The following is a 16254-nucleotide window of genomic DNA, read 5'->3' as shown; positions in this document are numbered from 1 at the left end:
TACAACCGATTCGTGGCCCGAATTACGAGGCGAGGTTGTGTGCGATCCACTTCGGGAAGTTGGCCATGACCTCGGGGGACATCGGTGTCTTCTCCGCCGCGATCCGGGCCATGCGCTCCTTGATCGCCTTCGCGGATTCGTCGGTCTTCGCCAGCAGGGTGGGGAGGTCGACGCCGACGAGTTGGCCGTTGCGCTTGACCACCTTGCCCGCGACGAGGACGGTGTCGATGAGTCCGGGGCTGGTGTGGAAGATGAGTTGGCCGACGGGATCGTTGACCGGCCGGATTCCGATGTGGCGGCCGCCGACGACGATGAGGTCGGCTTGCTTGCCCGGGGTGAGGCTGCCGACCCGGTCTTGGAGGCCGAGTGCGTCGGCTCCGTTGATGGTCGCCCATTCGAGTGCTTCGTGCGCGGTGCGCGAGACGACGTAGATGTCGCCGCCCTGCTCGTTGGTGCCCACAGCATCGGCCCAGCGTGTGTAGGCCAGGGCCTGACGAGTGGGTGTGATGATGTCGCCGCTGTTGAGGGCGACGACGTCGGCGCCGATCGTCGGCTTGAGTCCGTGGCGCAGGACGCTGTTGATCGCGAGCTTGCCGGCGCCCATGGCCAACTCGCTCTCTGGAGTGGTGGAAACCTTCACTCCGGCTTCTGCCGCCAGCTTCCAGTCCGTCTCGGCGAAAGTGTTGGCGTGCGCCAGAACCAGGCGGGAGTCCAGGACTCCGGCGTGGAACAGCTCGGCCAGTCCCGGAGGAAGCGACCACGAGGTGCCGATGTGCACCGTGGACACGGCGCCGAGCTCGTCGGCGAGTTGCTTCTGCTTCTTGTTAATCGAGATCGGGCTCAATCCGATCTCGGACAAGGCCGCTCCCAGCGTCAGCAGTCCCGATCCGGAGAATCGTTCGGACGCGATCCGGGCGAGGTCGGCCATCCGGTCGAAGTCCGGGGGCGCCATGATGTTCGCCTGACCCAAGCCGTACGCGAAAACGGCACGGATGCCGGCTTCCTCGAGACCGTCCACGGCAGCATCGGCGTGTTCGGGCGAGTTGGTGATGTGCGCGTAGTCCAGCAGGGTGGTGACCCCACCGTCGAGGGCTTCGAGAGCACCGACCAGGGTGCCGAGCTTCGCGTCCTCGACCGTATAGGACGGGGTCGCATCAGCCCAGAACCCACTGATGTACTGCTGCAGGGAGGTGTCGCAGCAACACCCACGCAACTGCGCCTGCCAGGTGTGGCGGTGCGTGTCGATGGTGCCTGGGGCGATGATTCCGCCCACGGCGTCGATGATCTCCGCGTCACTGACGCCCAGATTCGCCCCGACAGCGGTGATGACACCGTCCTCGACCAGGACTTCACCGTCCGGGATGACACCCAACTTGGCATCGACGGTGACGACGTGTCCACCGCGGATCAGCTTGCGATCTGTACTCATGTGATTACCACTCTCTGTTGCAAATCCGGCGCCCGTGTCAGGGCGCGGCGAGGCGGCCGTCGCGGGTGCGCCCGGCCACCCCGCATCCCGAGGGGCAAAGTGTCGAAGATGTTCAGGCGAACAGGGTCTCGGTGTCCTCGGTGAGGTTCACCGTCTTGATCTCGTAGTAGGACTGGATGCCTTCTCGGCCCAGTTCACGGCCGATCCCGGAATCCTTGACTCCCCCGAATGGGGCGTTGTGATTGTGGGTGTAGGAATTGACGCTGAACGTTCCCGTGTGGACGCTGCGCGCGACGTGCGCCGCTGCGTGGGGGGCCGAGGTGAACACGCCGCCGTGCAGTCCGTAGTTCGAATCGTTCGCGATCGCGATCGCCTCGTCGACCGATTCGTGGGTCAGCACCGTGACAACCGGTCCGAAGATCTCTTCCTGGCAGATCCTCATCGAGTTCACCGCGTCGATAAGAACCGTGGGCTGGACGTAGTAGCCGATGCCGTCGCCCTCGGGCGCACCACCGCCGGTGGCCACCACCGCGCCCTCCGCTGTGCCGATCCGGACATAGTCCAGGACCCGATCGCGTTGGTTCGCCGAGACCAGCGGCCCCATGGTCGTCGCGGGGTCGAACGGGTCACCGACCACGAAGGACTCCGCGGTCTCGACGATGGCGTCGATCCACTTGTCCCGGTGAGCAGCCGGAACGATGATCCGGCTGAAGGCGGAGCACACCTGGCCGGTGTTCGCGAACGAGCCCATCGCGATCCCGCGCATCGTCGTCTCGACATCGGCGTCCTCGAGCACGATTGCCGCGGACTTCCCGCCGAGTTCGAGTTGCAGTCGGGTGAACCGCGGTCCCGCTTCGCTCACGATCTGGCGTCCGGCGGCGGTCGACCCGGTGAAGCTGACCTTGTTCACCTTCGGATGGGTGACGAGGGACCGGCCGGTGGCCCTGCCACCTGTGACCAGGTTGAACACTCCCGGCGGCAGACCTGCCGCTGAGAGGGCCTCCGCAAGGAAATAGGCGTCGAGCGGAGTCTCGGGGGCGGGTTTGTAGACGACGCTGCAGCCGGTGACCAGCGCCGGGAAGATCTTCGCGACCGCCATGTTGAAGGGCCCGTTCCACGGGGCCACAGCCGCGACGACACCGACGGGTTCCTTGACCACGGCCGCGGGTCCCCACATCGTCTGGCGTACCTCGGTGAGGGTGTCGTCGACTGCGAGATCGAGGAAGTACCGCCCGGCGGCGAGTGCGCCCGGAATCTTCTTGTGCGCAATCGAAGTCGGCAATCCCATCTCGGCGGTGACGAGATCCGCGATGTCGGCGATCTTCGGTTCGAGGGCCTGCAGTGCGAGCTCGAGAATCCGGGCACGCTCGGATATGGGCAGCCCGCGCCAGGTGCCGGCGCCGAACGCCGCCGAGGCCGCCGAGACCGCGTTGTCGACGTCGGAATCGTCGGCGTCGGGCACCGCGCCGATGACCTTCTCCGTGGACGGGGAGACGACGTCGATCGTCACTCGAGAGTGGGGGCTTCGCCACTCGCCGTCGATGAAAAAGGTGTCGCGAACGGTCATGGCATTCACTTCCGCTGAGAGGTGGGCGCCGAGTGTGACGGGCGCCTCTATCTGACGGAACAAAACGTAGCAAATGCAATGTTTGAAAGCAATGGATCTACCGACTTCGACAAAACCGCAGATCAGCGGTGCGCGACGCTCGCCGACGGGGCAGACGCGGCCTGGAGTAGCGCCGACATCACTCGGCGCGAGCCGGCGATTTCCTGTTCCGTGACGGGGGCGTACGCCTGTCCGAACACCACGCGCTGATAGACGATGCCCTCGGCCATCGCAATGATGATCGCGACGAGCTCCTCGTCGGGCGTGAGAATCGACTGGGCCAGTGCCACCCGGACCGCCTGCCGGTACGACTCCTGGTGGCGATGCGCCAAGTGGATCAACTCGTCGCGATGCCGGGCACCGACGAAGACCTCGGTCTGGAAGGCCGGGATCTCCGGATGTTCCTGCATGGAGTCGACGAGGTGGGCGAAGATGTCCTCGAGCGACTCGATGGGGCGGTGCAGGTAGCCGTGCGAGACCTCGAGGCAGTATTCAAGTCCCGCTTCGAGCACGCCGACCAGCGAGTCGAAGTGGTGCCGCAGACTCCCCTGGCTCACGCCGGCCTCCGCCGTGAGCGAGCGATAGGTGAGCTTCGAGAGTCCATCCCGGGCAACGAGCCTGATCGCCGCCTCGACGAGCGCCTGTCGCCCTTCGCCGTACGGAAGGCGCGGTCGGACCGCCTCTTCGGTCATATCAGTCGCACCTTTCTCGTTCATTTCCTCTCCTGAGGTCACGATAGAACACTTCCACGCGGCCGCGCGGACGCCACACCCCCAAAACATCGCACTTGCAATGTTTGGGGAGTCGCGGCACGATAAGCCGACAAGGTGTCCTCAGCCACACCTTCGCGAATACGCATCCGACGCATTCCGAGAGCGTTTCCGGTCTCGTCGCACTCCGACCCGATTGCGAGAAGCAATGACTCACTCCCCCACCACCTCTGCGGACGTTGTCGTCGTCGGCGGCGGGTTCGCTGGAATTTCCGCCGCACGTGATCTCAGTCGCGCCGGTTTCGAGGTCGTTCTCCTCGAAGCCCGCGACCGGCTCGGTGGTCGGACCTGGTATCGCGACAGCCCGTTGGGACGTCCTCTGGAGCTGGGCGGCACCTTCGTGCACTGGATCCAGCCGCACCTCTGGGCGGAGATGGTGGCGCACGACCTCGAACTCGAGCCCTCCCCGGGCGTCGACGAGGTCTACTGGATCATGGGCGGGAAGGTCCACAGCGATTCGGTCGAGAGGTACAGCGCGCTCGTCTCCCCCGGGATGGCCGGGCTGACCGAGGGCGCGCGCGACGCCTTCCCGATGCCCCACCGCCTCTTCCCCATGTCCGAGAGCGCCCTCGCCGCGGATTCGCTGTCGGTCACCGACCGGCTCGGCCAGCTCGGTCTGACTGCCGAACAGATCGAGGTGGCCCGCAGCCGCTGGGCGCTGTCGTTCAACGGGTCGCCCGAAGAAGGCTCAGCTGCGCAGCCGTTGCGACTCGCCGCTCTGTGCGGCGGCAACTGGCAGCTGGTCAGTGAGGCGAACCGCGCCTACACCGTTGCGGGCGGGACGGGTCGCCTGGTCGAGGCGGTGCACGAGGGATCGACCGCGCAGGTCCGGCTGTCGACCACCGTCACCGCCGTAACGGCGTCCGAACACCAGGTGCAGGTGACCACATCCGAGGGTGCCACCGTGACAGCCCGACACGCCATCGTCACGCTGCCGTTGGACATCCTGAATACGATCGCGTTCGATCCGCCTCTGTCGGAGGGCAAGCAGACTGCCGCGGAACGCGGTCAGGTCTCGTCCGGCGTCAAGGTCTGGATGCGCGCCAAGGGCCACGTTCGTCCGTTCATCGCGTTTGCGCCCGACGAGTACCCGCTGACCATGGCCGGGACCGAGTACGAGGTAGGCGACGACACCATCCTGCTGGGCTTCGGTCCGCACTCCGACAAGCTCGACGTGACCGATGTGAACGCGGTCGAGGCCGCACTGCACCAATGGCGCCCTGACATCGAACTGATCGCGGTCGATGCCCACGACTGGACCGCGGACCCACTGTCGGGCGAGACCTGGGCAATGCCGCGCCCCGGCCACCTCTCGACCGAGATCGAGGAACTTCAGCGCCCCGAAGGACGTGTCCGGTTGGCCGGAAGCGACTACGCACACGGCTGGGCCGGGTACATCGACGGCGCCCTCGAAAGCGGCCGCCGAGCTGCACGGCACCTGATCGACGAGCTGACCCGGGTCGCGCGATGAACCCCACCACCGCGCCTTCGGTCACGGTCAGCGCGGTGGACAGAGCATGCAGCGAACTCCGCTCCGGCCGACCGATTCTCCTGCATGACGCGGACGATGCACTAGGCGCAGGTGGAAGCATCGTACTGCCGGCGGCGTTGGCCGACCCACACTGGACCGCCTGGGCCGTGCGCCGGACATCGGGCTTCCTGTGTGTACCCCTGCCCGACACCATCGCCGACGCGCTCGACCTGCCGTTGATGACCCACTACGGGCACGACCCGTCCCCGTCGACCGCGTTCACGGTCTCCGTCGACGCCGCCGTGGGAACCACCACGGGGATCAGCGCTGCCGACCGGGCCCGCACAGCGCGGGTTCTCGCAGACCCGGAATCCGTTGCCACGGACCTCACTCGGCCGGGTCACCTCGTTCCGATCAGAGTAAGCGAGACCGTCGACATCTCGACACGAGGACGCAGCGAGATCGCCGTCGACCTGTGCAGAATCGCAGGTCTACCGCCCGTGGCCGTCGTCGGCGACCTGGTCGCCGACGATGGGGACGTCCTTCGCCCGGGTCGTGTGCGTGCACTCGGCTTCGAACACGGATTGACAACGCTGTCTACTGACGACGTCTTCGCACACGCACTCTTCCATGGGAACGGAACGGCGGCGCGGGTCACCCGCAAAGGCACCACCCTGATGCGAACTGCTCATGCCGATTTCGACGCAACGGTCTTTCACGACGAGATCACCGGCGCCGACCACACCGTCCTCTGCGGCCCGAGCACACCCACCGTGCCCACCGTGTCGGTGCACCTCGAGTGCCATACCGGTGAGGTATTCGGCGCCTTGACCTGCTCCTGCGGGCGCCGACTCCAGGAAGCGCTGCAGCAGACAGCCCAGGACGGTGGACTGCTGATCTACCTCCGGCGCGACACATCCTCATACCCTCCACACGAGTACACACTCACCGACACCGGCGCCGTCGCCGCCATCCTCTCCGACCTCGACGTCGCCACCATCCGGTTACGTTGCGGCGGAATCGATCCCACCGCCCTTGTTTGCGCCAACATCCATGTGACGCAGGGCCCGAACCGAGAACAGGAGCAATCATGAAAGTTGCTGTCGTCGCGGGAAACCCCAAACCCCAGTCGAGAACACTCGCCGCAGGCATCCTTCTCGCGGAAAAACTCGCCGGCCGACCCGCCGGCACCGGCGTCGAGCACACCATCGACGTGATCGAACTCGGATCCGGGTTGCTCGGTTGGGGCGACGAGGCGGTGAACAACGCCGTTCGCGAGATTCAGGAAGCAGACCTTGCCGTCTTCGCCAGCCCGACCTTCAAGGCGACATACACCGGACTCCTCAAACTCTTCCTGGACCAGTTCGAGGGCAGCACCGGCCTACAGAACGTGGTGTCGGTGCCCCTGATGCTCGGAGCCGGTCCCGCACACGCGCTCGCCCCGGACGTCACCCTCAAACCGGTCCTTGCGGAACTCGGCGGCACCTGCGCACTACCGGGACTGTATCTGCGCGACAAATCCTTCGCCGAAGACGCGGCTCTGGACACTTATGTCCAACGGTGGACCCCTATCGTCAACGCCCTGGTCAAAATCCGCTCCACAGGCCAGCGATGACGTCTCAACGCTCCTTGGAGAGCATCGCACGCAGTCGAACGAGCGAGGCGTTCGTGGCGGCGGCATCGCCGCGGACAAGATACTGCAACGCAAGCCCGTCAATTGCGGCGTATACGAGCAACGTCAAATCCTCGTCCGGAGTCACACCCACACGCTCGAGCGCAGCGCGCGTGGAGTCGAGCAGTGTGGCATACAGCAGTCGGACCGCGACACCAAACTCCGGCCGCCTCCGAGACTCGAGAACCAGCTCGTACTGGAACGTCTGAAGGTCGGGATCATGATCGATTTGCCTGGTGAGACCATCCAGCAGATCCTCGAGTGCGTCGGTGTCGGTCAGACGCGCGAGCACACCGATACTCCTGTCCAGCGCATACTGGAGCGCCGCGACGAGCAAATCATCCCTAGTCGGAAAATACGACAGCAACAGCCGATGCGTGACGCCGGCCTCGGCAGCCACCGCCTTCGTGGTCAACGTTCGCATCCCGTCGCGTGCAACCGCGTGGATCGCTGCCCCGAGCAGAAGCTGCCGAACCTCTCCTTTCGATTCTCTGTTGACCCGGCCGCCGGCATCAGTGCTCACAACCAGATTGTGACAGCTCCGGATGTTTGGGACGCCGAGACCCGCATTCAAGACATTAATGTGCCTCCTCTATCACCGGTATCGAGGATTCGGCAAACGTTGTTCTCAGGTCCAGAGAGCAAAGACCCCACCTCTGCCAGTGTCTCCATGACGACCGCACCTGGTGTAGAGGCCAACCCTCCGCCCACACGGACCACCGAACCGAGTCTTCCTCAGGAACCCGCATGACGAACCCTTCATCTCCGCACAAGCAGCCTCTCGATCTAAAGGGCATCGACCCACTCGTGAACATCACCGAACAGGTCAACCAATATCGAGCAGAACGCCGTCGGCGACATCGCCTGGCGAACATCGCTCGACGGCGAGAACACCTGACAAGTGAGAACGATGAGGTACTCCACTTAGCCAGTATCTGGGCCCCGTATGGGAGGCCGCCCCCAGACGAAATATTCGAGCGATTCGGCATTACCCCCCAAGATTTCGCCGACCGAGTCCGGCAGTCATTGCAAGAGTTGGACCCCACCTCGCATTCGATATGCGAATCTCAGCGCTCGCTACACTGAGCGGCGGCCCATTCGGCCCAAACCATGACTGCCACCTCGATTGGAGCCCCTTCTGAAAGCCCTGCCCGATGTCACGTCGTGTGACGGATTGCAGCTAACCGGCAAGATGTAGTCCATCGACCGCCGACTCGAGATCCTCCCACCCTGATCCACATCGGCGTACCCGAGATCGAGATCGACTCCCCCGCCCGCCGCGGGGAGCCGTACGTGCCAGCGAACTCCTGCGAGGCGCGGATCTCGCCGATCAGCGCGAGCGGCTCAGCGTCCTCCCGCCGCCAAGCGGGCAGGGTCGCCCGTTCCCGCCAGTCGTAGTAGGTCAACAACGCGACGCCTAGGACCCGTAGTACAACTCGACTATCGCAGTTATGCGGCGGCTGCGGCGCAGACCAGTTCGTAGTCGCGGATTATGATGGGATCGAGCTGCTCCGGGTGACCGCAGAAAATCGTGCAGCGATCAGAGCGCGGCGGAGCTTGGCGAGCATGTCTTCAAAGGCGGGTTCGGACTTGTCGGTGAACCAAGGCTCGGCGTCGTGGCGCCCCGGTGAGGTCATCGGGGTGGTAGCCGCAGATGCGTACCAGACGATGACGAGAGTCTGCCCGGAGGAACCCGAACGGCACGGTGCGTTCGACCGCGCGTTGGACCCGATTGCGGGCCTGCCCGACGCCGAGCAGTTTCTTGCCGGTGGCATTGGCCGGTTCGATGCTTCACCGCTCGGCGTAGCGTTCCACGACGTGTTCGCCGGTGCTGGTGCGGTCGGTGGTGAACAGCGCGAGGTCGTAGCCCGTGCCGGTGCCCGGTTCGCGCACCAGCACCAGCCGGCCGGCTGCGTCGCCGAACGCGCCGTACCACAGGCAGTCGGTCATCGCGACCGCGACCGCGACGGTGTCGGTGCGGCCGTACCGGTGCACGGTAACGGTACGCCAGCTCGCGGTCACGGCCAGGTCGGCCAGGAGCCTGTCTCCCTTCTTGGCGGGGTCGCCCGCGCCGTCCGGTCGGTGGCGGCGTCGGGGCGTAAAGCGCGGCGTTGGCGGGGAGTCGGGTGGTGATTCGTGGTGCCCGCGACCAGCAGCGCCTTGCCGTGGTAGGCGGCATCCCCGACGGCGTGGATCTGCTTGTCCGGGAACGCTTGCGCGAGCACGGTGAGCATTTCGCTCGCCAAATCCACCGGGGACGCGGTGCCCTTGCCGCCCCAGAGCCGGAACAGGATTGGCAGGCACACCGGGTGGCTGCAGAACGGCAGCCGCACGACGATCCCGACGATCACCCATCGGTTACCGCGGCCGAGCTTGGCCGCTCCCTGGGCCGCGCCGTCGTGAGTCCAGAACGCGTGATACACCTTCTTCCCCCAACGGCGAAACAGCGTGTCGTCGACCGCGACGGTGATCGGCGCATCCACGGGCAGCAGCCGATCGACCACCAGCCGCGCGACCGTGAGCCCGAGCCGATCGGTGCCCCAGGCGTGCGCGGAGAAGAACCGGCACGCCGAGTGGAACGAGACCACCGCGGCCATCCCGGCACCGGCGAGCATGCCGACCACGGTGCGCCGTGGTACGCGCGACCAGGCCGGTGGACAACAGTACGAACAACCCGAACGTCGATGAGCGCCAAAACGCCGGGCCAAAGGTTTCCAGCAGTTCGAGTCACGAAGGCGGTAACGTCAGCCGCCGAAGCATCGGCGGAGGAGTGGAGTCCATCGTCGATGCTTTTCACATGGTCGGACCATGATCACGCAGACACGCCGACGGCCTCATGAGAAACACGGGTATCAGCAGTCACGGTCGACCTTCGCGAACGGACCGCGAACGGTCACCGAGTCCCCCGAAACTGCGAAAGTCGAGAGTACAAGAGAAAACCGGAAAGTCATGAGCGACGATGAACCTCACGTCCACCTCCGAGTCGGATCGATGTCGTATCACGAACAACACACTCGCAGAACGCAATCCGTCGTTAGAACGGCACAATTCGACGTATCCATAGCCAGTTGCCGATCCTACTCCAGCATCGCCCTTGCCGGCCGGTCGTCGCTCGCCGTGATCGGCCTCAGCCTGGCGCATCCAGTTTCGCAGCGTCTGCGTGCACGTTGAGTTGCTCGGCCACCCTATCGGATCACCGGCCTCGGCTCCGACTCCCGACCCACCCGGGCGGCACGCTCCCACAACGCCGGCGGAGATTTCCTCAATGATAGTCTTCGGCGCCCATGAGCCCGAGCTCCTGACCGGGCTGCACGCCGACGAACTGGCCCATCATTCCTTGGTCTTCGTGCCAGAACAGGTGGCAGTCATACATGTACGGCCAAGCGGGGCGGCGTACTCGGCGAACCGCAGGATCGGGGTTACCACAGCACCTGGCGGTATGTACACGGTGTCTTTCCATCCCGACAGTTCCGGGGCCGGGGCCTCACCATTGATCTCGAGGATCTGAAACTGGACGTCATGGATGTGGAAGTTGTGAGGCTGGAGGTCGCTGTTCCAGACCTCCCAGACTTCGGTGGTGTCGACAGTGAAGCGACGCGTATCACTACCCATGTGGATTTGATAGCAAGTTGAACTTACAGACGATTGGATAGCACGCTATGAACTCGAAGGCTTCGTTGGCCTTGAATGATGACCGGATGATCGATCCTCGACAGTTTCGCGACATCCTCGGCCACTTCCCCACAGGAGTGGTTGCGGTGACAGCGGCCGACATTGAGGGCCGCCCCGCTTCCTTCCGGACAAGTCGTCGTCCACATTTCCGAAAATTCGGGCCGCCAAGCGGTTCTGTGCAATTATACAGGGATCGGACCAACAGGACGTGTGTCGCAACCTGTCCTGCAAGGGCAGCGACAATTCGCCAACGTCGAATGGGCTCCATAACCATCGGGAATGCCCTGTTTCTGGGCTTCTTGGTTGGGATCGACTGCAAGATAGCGGCCGTGCACGATGCGGGCGATCATCACATCGTCGTTGGCCGCGTGGACCACCTCGAACTCGACACTCCCGAGTCACCTCTCATCGTCGTCCAAGGCCGATACGGCGGCATCGTTTCCGCCAAAACGCACGCATGACCGGGTATCCCATCGCCGATCATCGTGACGTTGCGCTGCACCTGGTCGACCCAGATCACTCGTCGCCGTCGCGCGATGCGATGCACATGCCAGCATGCTCGCAGAACTCGGGACACCCACCCGGCCGACACACCGCACCACGTCCAGCACCATGTTCCGCCGTATCGGTCACGCTGCGCCGAGCCGACCACACCAGTGCGTGCAGTCTATCGATGGTCAACTATATTGTTGACTAGTGGGTGAAGATGGCGTTGACTGGGGTTCCGGTCGTTGCCACTGGATTCTCCTCCCAAGAAAGCGAGCTCATCTTGTCCCCCGCCCGCGCGGTTGCCCTCGTCGGCCCAATAATGCCGAGACCTGGGAGGTCAATATCACCGAGCCCGCACCAACAGGGGCGATGGTCCGCGTTGTCGTCGGTGGGGTGTGCGGCAGCGATGCTCACATCGTTGCCGGCGAGGCCGGCGTGATGTCATTCCCGATCGTCCTCGGTCATGCGGCCGTCGGCGTACCGGTTGAAGTGGGTGATGTGGTCTATTGGACGCCAATCGCTCTGTGTCACAGATGTTATTCGTGCACGATCCTCGACAACACTCCTTGTGATAACTATCGGTTCTTCGAGAAGGCAGACCTACCCACGCAGGCTTCGCTTGGCTGCCGCCCGGGATGGCCTTCCTTCGTGTACCCGATCATGTCGAACCGGAGGCTTTGGCCGCGCTCGGTTGCGCGTTGCCAACAGCGCTGCGCGGGTTCGAGCAGGCAGGCGGGATGCGGTACAACCAATCCTGGGATGTTCAGGGCGCAGGCCCGGTGGGGCTGTCGGCGGTGTTGGTCGCATCATTGTCGGGGCCTGGCGAGATCATCGTCATCAACGGAAGCGAAAAGCGCCTGGAGACTGCACGGAGCCTGGGCGCGACAGCGACAGATTCTCTTGCCGAGTCGTCAGCCGAGCAACGCCTCAACGACATCTACGCGCTTACCAGGCCGTCCAGGCCCGACGTGGTTGTCGAGGCGGCGGGCACCCTCGGTGTCTACCCCGAAGGTATCGACCTCGTCGGGCAGCACGGCCTGTACATCGTCCTCGGTCTCTGGGGTGTGCGATGGGAGAGATCCCGGTGTCGCCGCGACTGCTCACCACAAAGAATATCCAGATCACCGGGGCAGCATTCCCGAAACCCAAGCTCTATTGCGGCACCGTCCAGCTAGTTGCGTGGTGCCAGGACACCGTTCCGTTGTCAAACCTGGTCACCAACCGTTGTTCAATCGCCGACGCAGGCGCAGCTCTGGAAGCGATCCGCACCGGAACGGTCATCAAGGCCGTCATCGACCCATCCCTCTAAGTCTGCGATCGAGACCACCTAACAGTCAGTCGGTCGACTCCGTCCGACGCCCTACCTTACAGAGGAGTAAATATGCTGCCCAACGGAATTGCTACTGAAGGGCACCCGCGGGAAGCGCAACCGCCGCGGGCTCACGGCTCGATTCGGCGCACCACGAGCATCGACGTCCTCCATGTACAAGAACCACCCGATCACATTCAGTTCACATGCGAGGGAAGAGATCTCCTCACGGGTCGCGACGGCCACGAAACGATCTCCGAAACCTCGTTCACGATCGCAATGACACAGCCTGACGGTATCGTCGATTCGGTAGTGGTACCACACTCGTCATCGGACGTCCGTCGACTCGTAGGAACAAGTCTGCGTCGAGGATTCCGGAAAGCGGTAGCTGAAGCCGATGTAGTGCAACCCGGATCGATCACCTCCCAACTCCTCGACGACCTTCCAGTCGCCCTGATCGTGTCCGGCTATTCCACCGCAGTCGCAGGCGGCCAAGTCCGCGAGCAACCCAACCTCGACCGCATCGGTGTGTGCATGGGATGGCGCCAAGGCGGGACCGTCGATCTCGAGCTTGCCCGGTCTGGAACAATCCCGATTCCACACGGACCCATCGTCCCCGCACTCGAAGACCACGACGCAGCAGCATGGCATCTACTTCCGTCGTTGAACCACCACACAGTTCGCCGGTTGCGACGAACCGACGTCGTCAGGGACATCCGAGGATGGAGGGTCGACGCGTCATTCCGCGACAGCCACACCGACGGGACCGGAACCGAGACTGTGATTCACGAATACGACTTGCATGCGATAGTCGAACTCGCCACAGACGAAATCGTCGAGGCGATTGCCACGCCGAGAGTCTTGCCCTATCTCGAGTGCCCGATGTCGGCCGCGGCAGTGCAGAACATCATCGGCATGCCAGCATCCGATGCTCGGCGGTCGATACCGTCGTTGATTTCGGGGACGGCGTCGTGCACACATCTAAACGACTTGCTGCGAACCCTCGCCGACGTGCCGACCCTGAGTAGTTACCTGCCGTGATCGGCTCGCCAAGAGTCGATCACGTTGACACGGGCCCGATGTCTGACGTCGTTGCGCTACCCGGACCGAGGTACCGTCACCACGGCATGACATCAAACCCAGGAAGTCGGCGACCATTATCCGAGCACCGCGACCATGAGCAGGCGGTGCAACCGCTCATCGTCGGTGCGAAAGCCCTTCATCCATAGCAGCCGTGCGACAACATGGACGAACCCTGTTCGGAGAAGCCTCGAGGCATGATTGCCTCCGATCTCATACGATCGTCGATATGATTTGTGGCGCACTGGAATTGATCCGATCCGGGTAGTCCTTGATCACGTGCAGAAGGTGCCACGAGCGATCGTCAAGGGCGTTCCGCTTGACGAAAGTATCGATGCGTCGACGGTGGTGATGCGCCGGCCACGGCGATCTATCGAGGCCGTAAGCCTAAGGCCTCGACCATGTTCGAGCATTGCCGGACGATGGTAGACAAGCGAGAGATCGAGCATGCGGTACAGGCTCGGCGACATGGTCGTCAACTACTTGCGCATCGCGAAATCGACAAAGCCAGCGTGCAGTCCCCCGTGGACGATTCCGAAATGATTGCAGACATCGAGCGAGGGGCGTGCGATGATATCGACCCCGGACGAATCAAACTGCACGCGTCGAACCCCGATGAGCTCGGACGGTGTGGTCGGACGATCAATGGTGGGTCGATGGGGTCGAGGCGGCATCGTAGGGTCCTGTGAGGGAACCACAGCGAATCTGGCGGTGCACTCGGCGAATGGGCGTCCCTCTACGTCCAGCAGTGTCGCCCTACTTAATCCGGTGAGTTCGTCGACACCCGATCCGAACCCCTCCGCAGTCGTCGTCGACCGTGGAGGGGGTAGGGGACCAAGTCTGTCGAGTCGAAGATTCATGGTCCGGATCCCATGCCCATCGGCTACACGGGTAGCGAACGCCTGCGCTGCCGCGGCGTCAGCAACGGTGCCCATCCATCCGAGTGTCGCAGTCTCGGACTGGAATTCCGGTACGGGCATGATCGCGCGAGCGCGCCCATCGCTGCGTTCGATGACTCGACAACCAGTCAACGCTTCGGCTGGGTGCCTCGCCGGGTGGAGTTCCTCGAGCGCATTGATATCTACTCGAATGGCTTCGCTGCGCGGTTCACAGGTCATCGATGCTCTCTCAGCTTGTGGTGTCGGTAGAACTGAGGTACCGACGACGTGCACGAATGAGATTGGTGGTCGTCGGCTCGCTCACAGTGCTGTTGTCGATAGCGCCGGGCCCCGGAGCATCGAAGCTCCCGGGCCCGGCGTCGGGTGTCGCAGCGGCGTAGCCACTCCGCTGCGAGTTCTGCTGGACGCCGGTTCGATCAATCAGGCAGCGCCCGGTTGGCTGTTTCGGATACGAAGAAGGAGACGACGAGGGACGGCAGGACAGTGAGGATCAGGTAGATCCCGGGGGCAAGAGGGCTGCCGGTTATCTCGATCAGGTAGGTCGAGATGTAAGGTGCGGTTCCACCGAAGAGTGCCGCAAGCACACCGAGCGTCGCGGCGGATCCCGTGAAGCGGATATTCGTGCGGAAGCGTTCGAGCGCGGGAGTGAGGTTGTTCGCTTGTGCCGCGGACGTCGGCAACGCGAGCAAGATCAGCCCGAGTGCGGCCTGGCGGAGATCTCCGCTGTTGAGCAAGAGAAACGCCGGTACGGTGAGCACGATGAACCCGCCGGTTGTCAGCCGGAGGAGCACACGACGACCGATGATGTCCGATATCTTGCCGAAGATCGGGACTGCGATCATCTGGATGGAGCCTGCGATCGCGATGATCAGCAGAGAGGTTGCTGCCGTGAAGTTCATTTCCTTCTTCAGGAACGTCGGCATGAAGGTCATCAGCAGGTAGAAGCTCACCAGCACTGGCATGTAATAGGCGGCGGCATAGCCCATTTCCGCGAGGTTGGCGCGTCCTCGCAGCGCGGCGACGAGAGGCGTTCGGGCCACCGCAGCGTCACGCTTGACGGACTGGAAGCTGGGAGTCTCGTCCACCTTGAGTCGAATGTAGAGGCCGATGAGTCCCACCGGTCCTGCGAGCAGGAACGGGATTCGCCACCCCCACGATTGCATCGCGTCATCGGAAAGCAGGGCAGCGACGGTCGCTGCGACGAATATGCCCGACAGGAATGCGGCGGTAGTGGCGACCTGCAGCCAGCTGACGAGGAAACCCCGGCGTCGGGTGGGAGCGTGTTCGGCGACGAAGATGGCTGCACCGGCGATCTCACCTCCTGCCGAGAGGCCTTGAATGAGGCGGAGTGCGACGAGTGCAATCGGTGCTGCGATTCCGATGGCGTGATAATCGGGTATGAGGCCGATGAGTACGGTTGCGATGGAGATGAGCAGGATGATCGCCGACAGGGTCCGTTTACGGCCGATGCGATCACCGATCGGACCCCACACGAATCCTCCCAGCGGCCGGGCCACGAATGCGAGGGCGAAAACGGCGAACGTGCTCAGTAGCGCGACGACCGGGTCGGCGTTGGGGAAGAATGCCTTCGCGATGATCGGTGCCATCGCCCCGTAGATCGCGAAGTCGTAGTACTCGATGAAGGTGCCGGCGGTGGCTGAGCCGATGACGCGCCGTAGGGAGCTTTGCCCTCGAGCGGGGGTGTCGTGTGTTGATTGAGGGTGAACGCCGAGTTCCGGAGTAGTGTCCACGGGAATCCTTATGTCGTTCGAAGGCCGCCCTGGAAGCGGCTGTTGGTGACGGGCGCGACCCGAAGGAACTCGAGGCCGTTTGCTTGGTAGGGCCGCAGAGTGGTGG

At 63.7% G+C, this 16254-nt stretch carries 17 protein-coding genes and 1 pseudogene; 8 read left to right on the top strand and 10 right to left on the bottom strand.

The features are described 5' to 3' along the window. Window positions 1-22: 22 nt before the first annotated feature. The 3 genes from ACFTZB_RS17070 to ACFTZB_RS17060 form a co-directional block, all read right to left on the bottom strand. Complete coding sequence (locus tag ACFTZB_RS17070; RefSeq protein WP_378433113.1) at window positions 23-1429, bottom strand: amidohydrolase family protein; 1407 nt, start codon at window positions 1427-1429, stop codon at window positions 23-25. A 112-nt stretch (window positions 1430-1541) separates the two neighbouring features. Beyond that, on the bottom strand, window positions 1542-2996 hold the full coding sequence (locus ACFTZB_RS17065) for an aldehyde dehydrogenase (protein WP_378433111.1): 1455 nt from the start codon (window positions 2994-2996) through the stop codon (window positions 1542-1544). Window positions 2997-3118: 122 nt separating this feature from the next. Beyond that, window positions 3119-3727 (bottom strand): TetR/AcrR family transcriptional regulator, encoded by a 609-nt coding sequence (locus ACFTZB_RS17060; protein WP_378433109.1) that lies wholly within the window; start codon window positions 3725-3727, stop codon window positions 3119-3121. A 226-nt stretch (window positions 3728-3953) separates the two neighbouring features. On the opposite strand from ACFTZB_RS17060, the gene ACFTZB_RS17055 reads away from it, so the two are divergent. From ACFTZB_RS17055 to ACFTZB_RS17045, 3 genes are read left to right on the top strand one after another with little or no spacing between them, the layout of a single operon-like run. Continuing rightward, window positions 3954-5276 carry a flavin monoamine oxidase family protein gene (locus tag ACFTZB_RS17055; RefSeq protein ID WP_378433107.1) on the top strand — a complete coding sequence of 441 codons (1323 nt, stop codon included), beginning with the start codon at window positions 3954-3956 and terminating at the stop codon, window positions 5274-5276. Then, window positions 5273-6370: a 3,4-dihydroxy-2-butanone-4-phosphate synthase gene (locus ACFTZB_RS17050; protein WP_378433105.1), complete on the top strand. Its 1098-nt coding sequence runs from the start codon at window positions 5273-5275 to the stop codon at window positions 6368-6370. The genes ACFTZB_RS17055 and ACFTZB_RS17050 overlap by 4 nt, the downstream gene beginning before the upstream one ends. Continuing rightward, entirely contained in the window at window positions 6367-6891 is a 525-nt protein-coding gene (locus ACFTZB_RS17045; RefSeq protein ID WP_378433103.1) for an NADPH-dependent FMN reductase, read from the top strand. The genes ACFTZB_RS17050 and ACFTZB_RS17045 overlap by 4 nt, the downstream gene beginning before the upstream one ends. A 4-nt stretch (window positions 6892-6895) precedes the next feature. Here the strand turns inward: ACFTZB_RS17045 and ACFTZB_RS17040 are convergent, their stop codons facing one another. The 6 genes from ACFTZB_RS17040 to ACFTZB_RS17015 all read right to left on the bottom strand — a co-directional run bounded on the left by ACFTZB_RS17040 (window position 6896) and on the right by ACFTZB_RS17015 (window position 10560). Next, window positions 6896-7471, bottom strand: coding sequence for a TetR/AcrR family transcriptional regulator (locus ACFTZB_RS17040; RefSeq protein WP_378433102.1), 576 nt, complete (start codon window positions 7469-7471; stop codon window positions 6896-6898). A gap of 263 nt (window positions 7472-7734) precedes the next feature. Beyond that, complete coding sequence (locus ACFTZB_RS17035) at window positions 7735-7872, bottom strand: hypothetical protein (RefSeq protein ID WP_378433101.1); 138 nt, start codon at window positions 7870-7872, stop codon at window positions 7735-7737. A gap of 867 nt (window positions 7873-8739) precedes the next feature. Further along, a complete protein-coding gene (locus ACFTZB_RS17030; protein WP_378433100.1) occupies window positions 8740-8970 on the bottom strand; it encodes a hypothetical protein in 231 nt (76 codons plus the stop codon). Beyond that, window positions 8967-9656 (bottom strand): transposase, encoded by a 690-nt coding sequence (locus ACFTZB_RS17025; protein WP_378433099.1) that lies wholly within the window; start codon window positions 9654-9656, stop codon window positions 8967-8969. Before ACFTZB_RS17025 ends, ACFTZB_RS17030 begins: the two co-directional genes overlap by 4 nt. Window positions 9657-10210: 554 nt before the next feature. Then, window positions 10211-10321, bottom strand: a complete 111-nt coding sequence (locus ACFTZB_RS17020) for a multicopper oxidase domain-containing protein (RefSeq protein ID WP_378433098.1) — start codon at window positions 10319-10321, stop codon at window positions 10211-10213. Continuing rightward, window positions 10279-10560 (bottom strand): multicopper oxidase domain-containing protein, encoded by a 282-nt coding sequence (locus ACFTZB_RS17015; RefSeq protein ID WP_378433097.1) that lies wholly within the window; start codon window positions 10558-10560, stop codon window positions 10279-10281. The genes ACFTZB_RS17020 and ACFTZB_RS17015 overlap by 43 nt, the downstream gene beginning before the upstream one ends. A gap of 47 nt (window positions 10561-10607) precedes the next feature. Between ACFTZB_RS17015 and ACFTZB_RS17010 the strand changes: the two genes are divergently transcribed. From ACFTZB_RS17010 to ACFTZB_RS16990, 5 genes and pseudogenes are all read left to right on the top strand, one after another. Continuing rightward, window positions 10608-11081, top strand: a complete 474-nt coding sequence (locus ACFTZB_RS17010) for a flavin reductase family protein (protein ID WP_378433096.1) — start codon at window positions 10608-10610, stop codon at window positions 11079-11081. A gap of 397 nt (window positions 11082-11478) precedes the next feature. After that, window positions 11479-11667 (top strand): annotated as a pseudogene (locus tag ACFTZB_RS17005) (alcohol dehydrogenase catalytic domain-containing protein); the annotation flags it as partial. Window positions 11668-11744: 77 nt separating this feature from the next. Further along, window positions 11745-12284 carry a zinc-binding dehydrogenase gene (locus tag ACFTZB_RS17000; RefSeq protein WP_378433095.1) on the top strand — a complete coding sequence of 180 codons (540 nt, stop codon included), beginning with the start codon at window positions 11745-11747 and terminating at the stop codon, window positions 12282-12284. Further along, entirely contained in the window at window positions 12179-12418 is a 240-nt protein-coding gene (locus tag ACFTZB_RS16995) for a hypothetical protein (RefSeq protein WP_378433141.1), read from the top strand. The genes ACFTZB_RS17000 and ACFTZB_RS16995 overlap by 106 nt, the downstream gene beginning before the upstream one ends. Before the next feature lie 72 nt (window positions 12419-12490). Further along, window positions 12491-13459 (top strand): DUF2889 domain-containing protein, encoded by a 969-nt coding sequence (locus tag ACFTZB_RS16990; RefSeq protein ID WP_378433094.1) that lies wholly within the window; start codon window positions 12491-12493, stop codon window positions 13457-13459. 1354 nt (window positions 13460-14813) lie between these two features. Here the strand turns inward: ACFTZB_RS16990 and ACFTZB_RS16985 are convergent. Continuing rightward, window positions 14814-16148, bottom strand: a complete 1335-nt coding sequence (locus ACFTZB_RS16985) for an MFS transporter (RefSeq protein WP_378433093.1) — start codon at window positions 16146-16148, stop codon at window positions 14814-14816. Window positions 16149-16254 lie beyond the last annotated feature (106 nt).

This window comes from Rhodococcus sp. NPDC057014 (genome assembly GCF_042673295.1).
Lineage (GTDB): Bacteria > Actinomycetota > Actinomycetes > Mycobacteriales > Mycobacteriaceae > Rhodococcus_F.
Note: the sequence above shows the minus strand (reverse complement) of the source record. Positions and strands in the feature narration are given on the sequence as shown.

Excerpts from the sequence above, each read along its gene's own strand:
- ACFTZB_RS17070 (WP_378433113.1), bottom strand. The coding sequence starts at position 1,429 with ATGAGTACAGATCGCAAGCTGATCCGCGGTGGACACGTCGTCACCGTC.
- ACFTZB_RS17065 (WP_378433111.1), bottom strand. The coding sequence starts at position 2,996 with ATGACCGTTCGCGACACCTTTTTCATCGACGGCGAGTGGCGAAGCCCC.
- ACFTZB_RS17060 (WP_378433109.1), bottom strand. The coding sequence starts at position 3,727 with ATGACCGAAGAGGCGGTCCGACCGCGCCTTCCGTACGGCGAAGGGCGA.
- ACFTZB_RS17055 (WP_378433107.1), top strand. The coding sequence starts at position 3,954 with ATGACTCACTCCCCCACCACCTCTGCGGACGTTGTCGTCGTCGGCGGC.
- ACFTZB_RS17050 (WP_378433105.1), top strand. The coding sequence starts at position 5,273 with ATGAACCCCACCACCGCGCCTTCGGTCACGGTCAGCGCGGTGGACAGA.
- ACFTZB_RS17045 (WP_378433103.1), top strand. The coding sequence starts at position 6,367 with ATGAAAGTTGCTGTCGTCGCGGGAAACCCCAAACCCCAGTCGAGAACA.
- ACFTZB_RS17020 (WP_378433098.1), bottom strand. The coding sequence starts at position 10,321 with ATGTATGACTGCCACCTGTTCTGGCACGAAGACCAAGGAATGATGGGC.
- ACFTZB_RS17015 (WP_378433097.1), bottom strand. The coding sequence starts at position 10,560 with ATGGGTAGTGATACGCGTCGCTTCACTGTCGACACCACCGAAGTCTGG.
- ACFTZB_RS17010 (WP_378433096.1), top strand. The coding sequence starts at position 10,608 with ATGAACTCGAAGGCTTCGTTGGCCTTGAATGATGACCGGATGATCGAT.
- ACFTZB_RS17000 (WP_378433095.1), top strand. The coding sequence starts at position 11,745 with ATGGCCTTCCTTCGTGTACCCGATCATGTCGAACCGGAGGCTTTGGCC.
- ACFTZB_RS16995 (WP_378433141.1), top strand. The coding sequence starts at position 12,179 with ATGGGAGAGATCCCGGTGTCGCCGCGACTGCTCACCACAAAGAATATC.
- ACFTZB_RS16990 (WP_378433094.1), top strand. The coding sequence starts at position 12,491 with ATGCTGCCCAACGGAATTGCTACTGAAGGGCACCCGCGGGAAGCGCAA.